We start from the raw sequence: 5101 nt of genomic DNA, 5'->3' as shown, positions 1-5101 counted from the left end.
TCAACCAATCCATTTGGGATCATTTTCAATCCGGTTTCTATTGAAAAGATTATTTCGAAATCGCTCAACTTAGAATTTTATACTGAAAAAGACATCTTTTTTCACAACGAGCGTTGGCATTGTTTTGACGTGCATTCGGATTTAAGTAATACAAATAAAGAAGAATTGTTGAATGATTCAAATCAATTACTTCAATCTACAAATCAGAAATTGAGAGAAGCAACGCACATCATTATCACTTATGGAACTTCGTGGGTTTATAGAAATTTAGAAACCAATCAAGTGGTTGCTAATTGTCATAAAGTACCACAAGCCGCATTTTCAAAAGAAATTTTATCGGCTGAAACTATCGAAAAATCGATTCAAAATACAATTGATTTAATCGAAAAAGTAAATCCAAAAGCGAATTTCATTTTCACGGTTTCTCCAGTGCGACACCTCAAAGATGGTTTTGTAGAAAATCAATTGAGTAAAGCACATTTAATAACTGCAATTCAACAAACAATAAACAATAAACAACAAACCACAAACTACTTTCCTTCCTACGAAATAATGATGGACGAACTTCGTGATTATCGATTCTATAACGAAGATATGTTGCATCCAAGTCAAGTTGCTATAGATTATATCTGGGAGCGATTTTCCGAAACTACTATTTCTAGTGATAGTCATTCGATTATGGAAGAAGTTTGTAGTATTCAAAAGGGATTACAGCACCGTTCTTTCAATCCAAAATCTGAAAGTCATCAACAATTTTTATCTAAACTTCAGGATAAAATGATGAAACTTCAAAAACGTTTCCCTCAAATTCAATTTTAAAAATACGTATTTCTTCGTATTGTTCTTATTTCATAATTGCTGCAGATTTGTAAAGTACAAACTAACAAATTGGATGCTTTATGAAAACCAATCGCTTAATTATTTTTATTGGACTTTTTCTCTTCCTGTTTTCAGCACCCGCTTTTTCTCAAAAAAAAGTATTGACAGACGAAGAAGAAGTAACCGAAATGGTTACTAAAGAAATTGATGCTGAATTTCATTCAGAAAGTTTTATTAAAAAGAAAAACAAAAAATTTGCAGCTGTTACAGGAACAATGACCATTGATATTGGCGTGGTTCAAAGCGGTAAAGTCTCCTCATTCTTCAAGGTTGATGATGATATAAACAATCCGAATTTCACCAACTTTCTTTCGGAATATATCTTAGAGCATAAATTTTATTTCAAACTTCAAAAACAACAGCGCTATAAAATTCGCTATTCAATTACATTTTAAATATTTCTAATTAAAAACGCAAACAAATGAAAAAACTATCATTAATTATGTTGGTCATCGCTTTGATGACTGTATTGCCAGCTTCGGCACAATTTGGGAAGCTTTTGAATAAAGCAAAAGACGCTATTTCTGGAGGCGGAGGTGCCGGAAAAAAAACGGGAAGTTTCTCAACAGTATGGGAATCTGAGTTTGATAACAAAGCGACTCGTCTTGCTGCAAATGATGGAGATGGCAATTTTGTTTTAGGAACTGATGACAATTCTGCAACGGTTTTAGATGCTAATGGAAAAACAATTTGGAGTGGTGATTATAAAAAAATCACAACAAATCACACTAATAATAGTGAATATCAATTTGTAATTTGGAAAGAAAAAGGAGGTTATTTATTCCTTTTCGATGCTAGAAAATTAGGAACAGATAGAGTGGCAGTAATTGATATTGCTACTGGGAAAGAACTTTGGAATTCGGAATTGTATCAAAATTTGATTCCAAAAGATAGAAATAAAGATGAATCTGATAGTGACCAGGGCGAGTTAGAGACCGTAAAATATATTTATGAACTGGATGCTTTTTTAATTTCACAACGAGCTTCAGTTATATTGGTAAAAGCCAAAACTGGCGAAAAAATTTGGGAGACAAATCGATTCAAAGGAGGCGTTGGTAAATATATTTATGATGCTAAAAGAAATGAAATTGTTATGGTGAACTTCAAGCCAACAGCTTTAGGAGCTTTGTTTGCAGGATTTAAAAATCAATTGGTAAAAATCAATGCTGCCAATGGCGAAATTGTTTGGGATGCCACTTTTATTGGGACTATAGAAAAAGAATTAGTTACCCGAAAAGCAATTCTTGATTTATGGATAAAAGGCGATAAATTATATCTTTATCTAAACGGATTACAAGTATATAATTTAAATAATGGCCAAAAACTTTGGGAAGCCACTTATGAAAATGATATGGAAGGTGGCGGAGGATTTGGACATAGCAAGAGAGAGAAAATTTACAAAACACTTGCTGATCCAATTTTTACAGATAATGCTGTTTATATTACAATGTTTGGAAATAGAGACAGAACAAAATATATTGAAAAACACGATTTAGAATCTGGAAAACTTTTATGGGCTTCCGAGAAAATAACAGGAGCTTTATGTATGCCACATGTTTATAAAACAGGAAACAAAATTGTGGTGCAAGTAGGAGGTAAAGTTGAAGTTCAAGGATTTAGGAAAGAAACAAGAACTTCAATTACTGGAGGAACTTATACAGAAATGGTTGGTTTTATTGAATGGCAATATAGAGGTCAAAAAAATGGAGTTTTAGCCATTGATGATAAAACAGGAGCAACAGCTTGGCGTTCAGAAAAATTTGATAAACGCATCACAGATTTAATAATAAATGGTGAAAATAAATTATTTGTAGGAGATGGAGATGAATTTTATGGTTACGAAATTGAAAGTGGGAAACAATTATTCGATGTAAAACATAATGATGCAGGTGTTGGAAAAGCTACGGATGTTATAGATTTTGGAGAAACTGTTGTGGTACTTTCAGAGAAAGGGTTAGCTGCTTATAATAAAAAAGATGGATCACGTGCTTTTGCCACAGATAAAATAAAAGGAGTTGATTATTTTTATGAAGAAGGCAAAAATTATTTTTTGCGTGATCAACGAAACAGCAAAAACGTAATTTACGGAATTGATATGGCCAATGGAGAAACTAAAGGCTCTGTACAGTCAAAAGGAAAAGGAGGTAGTCCAAAATTTGGTGACGGAATCGATATTACCACAGATGGAGAATACATCTTTGCTTTTAAAGGTAAAAAAGTAGAAAAAATCAAGGTTAATAATTAAGCGTTTTTAGTTATGAACGAAAAGGGTTGTGAATTTTTTCATAGCCCTTTTTCTAAATAAATAAATTATGAAAAAATCAATTTTTCTTTGCTCTATTTTCTTTGTTCTATTTTCTGTGAAAGCCCAACAAGTGCAATGGGCAAGTAAAATCATCAAATTTTCATCTGATTTAGGGGGAAAACAAAATGGAATTAAAAGAATTCTTGGCAAACCTGATTGTTTTCCTCAAGGTGGAGTTTCAGGAAATGCTTGGATTCCCAAAAACGCACTCGATGGCAAAGAAGTTGTTGAGGTGAGTTTTGAAAAACCACAAACTGTAAAACAAATTGCCGTTTTCGAAAACTTAAATGCAGGATGCGTGACTAAAATTTCTGTGGGTAATGGCTCAGGAAGTTATGAAACTGTTTGGTCACGAAAAAAAGATTGGAAAACGCCTAGTTACAAATCAACAGCGACAGCAGATCACGCCTATTATTTTAATCGAAAAAGAAGAAAAGTACAGGAAGTTCCAGATGTTTTCAATCCCGGAATCGAATATGCTGTTTTAGAAAATGCTGTTGCCAATGTGGTTGCGGTAAAAGTAGAGTTTAATTTTGCATTGCTTCCGGGACAAAAGCAAATTGATGCTATTGGAATTTCTGAATCAGAAGTGCCAATTGATGCTTCAATAAACACTAATTCAGATTTTGAAAATTTATCAAATTCAGAAAAATTGATGTTCGGAAATTTAGTTATAGCAACTCCAGCACTTTCTCTTGACGGTAACAAACTCTATTTTACAGATAATTCTACTGATAGTGAGCTAATATATTCAAGTGCTAAACAAGATGAAAAGTGGACGACTCCAATTTTAGAAAATAATTTGAATGTGAATGACATTGTCAATTATATCGAATATGTTGGCAACGATTTTATACTTCGTGGTGGAAATCCGTACAGCAAAGGAACTGGCGAATGTGGGTTTTCAACATTCAAGCTAAGAGATGGTAAATACGAATCGGAAGAACAGTTGAAAATTGCAGCCTTTGCGAATTATGATGAAACCGCCGATGCGACTATGACTGCTGATGGGAAAATATTTATTATAGGATTAGAATCTGATTTTACTCAAGGCGGAACTGATTTGTATTTTGCTAACCAAAAAGAAGATGGAACTTATGGATTGCTCCAAAATATGGGCAAAGTCATCAATTCAGCTGCCGATGAAGGAATGCCACATTTATTGTCCGATACCAAAACCTTGCTTTTTAGCAGCATTGGTTTCAGTAGTTACGGCAATTATGATATTTATGTTTCCTACAGATTGGACGATAGCTGGAAAAAATGGTCGGAACCCATAAATCTGGGAAACAGAATAAACAGCGACAGTTTTGAAGGTTCTCCTTTTTATGACGAAACCACCGAAATGCTCTATTTTACTAGGATTTTAGAAGGGAAATCATCGATTAGTAGAATAAAAATCCCAAAAAATATAGTGATGAAAAATTGATTTTTTAAGCTGAAAAAATACGAAAAACTTCGTATTTTTTTGTGTTTACCCACTACCTATTTTTGACTTATTAATTTTTAAAACTCAAATTATGAATCGATTTTATTCTACATTATTAGCAACATTAATAGTATTTTTTTCGAGCTGTTCCAGCGAGGATTCCTCAGGAAATGAAGGTTCAAGTAGTGGTACAATTGCCCAAGAAATTGATCCAGCCAAAAGTTTTTATACTGCCAATGGAGGAACCTTTAAATTCAGATTGTATTATTATCCGCCAACCGAAGGAAACACGGCTAATAACAATAATCAAGCAGCAGAAATCAATAAAATAATAGACAATAATGGAAGCATTTCGGTTACGGCGAAATACACTTTGTTTGCCCAAAGTATGCAGAGTTATGGTGCAGTAATTAATTGTCAAGGTGATTTCGTTTCGCCACAAAGTTCTACTGCACTTGGGTTACAAATGCAATATTTTAACGATGATT

Annotated in this window: 5 protein-coding genes; all 5 read left to right on the top strand. The window is 33.2% G+C overall.

The annotated features are described in order from the left end of the window. The coding region (locus PHC28_RS15410; protein ID WP_300102650.1) for a GSCFA domain-containing protein at positions 1-819 on the top strand (819 nt) is incomplete at its 5' end. Positions 820-899: 80 nt separating this feature from the next. After that, complete coding sequence (locus PHC28_RS15405; protein WP_300102647.1) at positions 900-1274, top strand: hypothetical protein; 375 nt, start codon at positions 900-902, stop codon at positions 1272-1274. A 26-nt stretch (positions 1275-1300) separates the two neighbouring features. After that, positions 1301-3124, top strand: coding sequence for a PQQ-binding-like beta-propeller repeat protein (locus PHC28_RS15400; RefSeq protein ID WP_300102645.1), 1824 nt, complete (start codon positions 1301-1303; stop codon positions 3122-3124). Between the two features lie 67 nt (positions 3125-3191). Further along, positions 3192-4613 carry a hypothetical protein gene (locus PHC28_RS15395; protein ID WP_300102642.1) on the top strand — a complete coding sequence of 474 codons (1422 nt, stop codon included), beginning with the start codon at positions 3192-3194 and terminating at the stop codon, positions 4611-4613. 91 nt (positions 4614-4704) lie between these two features. Then, the coding region (locus tag PHC28_RS15390) for a hypothetical protein (protein ID WP_300102639.1) at positions 4705-5101 on the top strand (397 nt) is incomplete at its 3' end.

Source organism: Flavobacterium sp., from assembly GCF_028712645.1.
GTDB lineage: Bacteria > Bacteroidota > Bacteroidia > Flavobacteriales > Flavobacteriaceae > Flavobacterium.
This window is presented reverse-complemented; position numbering and strand designations above follow the sequence as displayed.

Excerpts from the sequence above, each read along its gene's own strand:
- PHC28_RS15395 (WP_300102642.1), top strand. The coding sequence starts at position 3,192 with ATGAAAAAATCAATTTTTCTTTGCTCTATTTTCTTTGTTCTATTTTCT.
- PHC28_RS15400 (WP_300102645.1), top strand. The coding sequence starts at position 1,301 with ATGAAAAAACTATCATTAATTATGTTGGTCATCGCTTTGATGACTGTA.
- PHC28_RS15405 (WP_300102647.1), top strand. The coding sequence starts at position 900 with ATGAAAACCAATCGCTTAATTATTTTTATTGGACTTTTTCTCTTCCTG.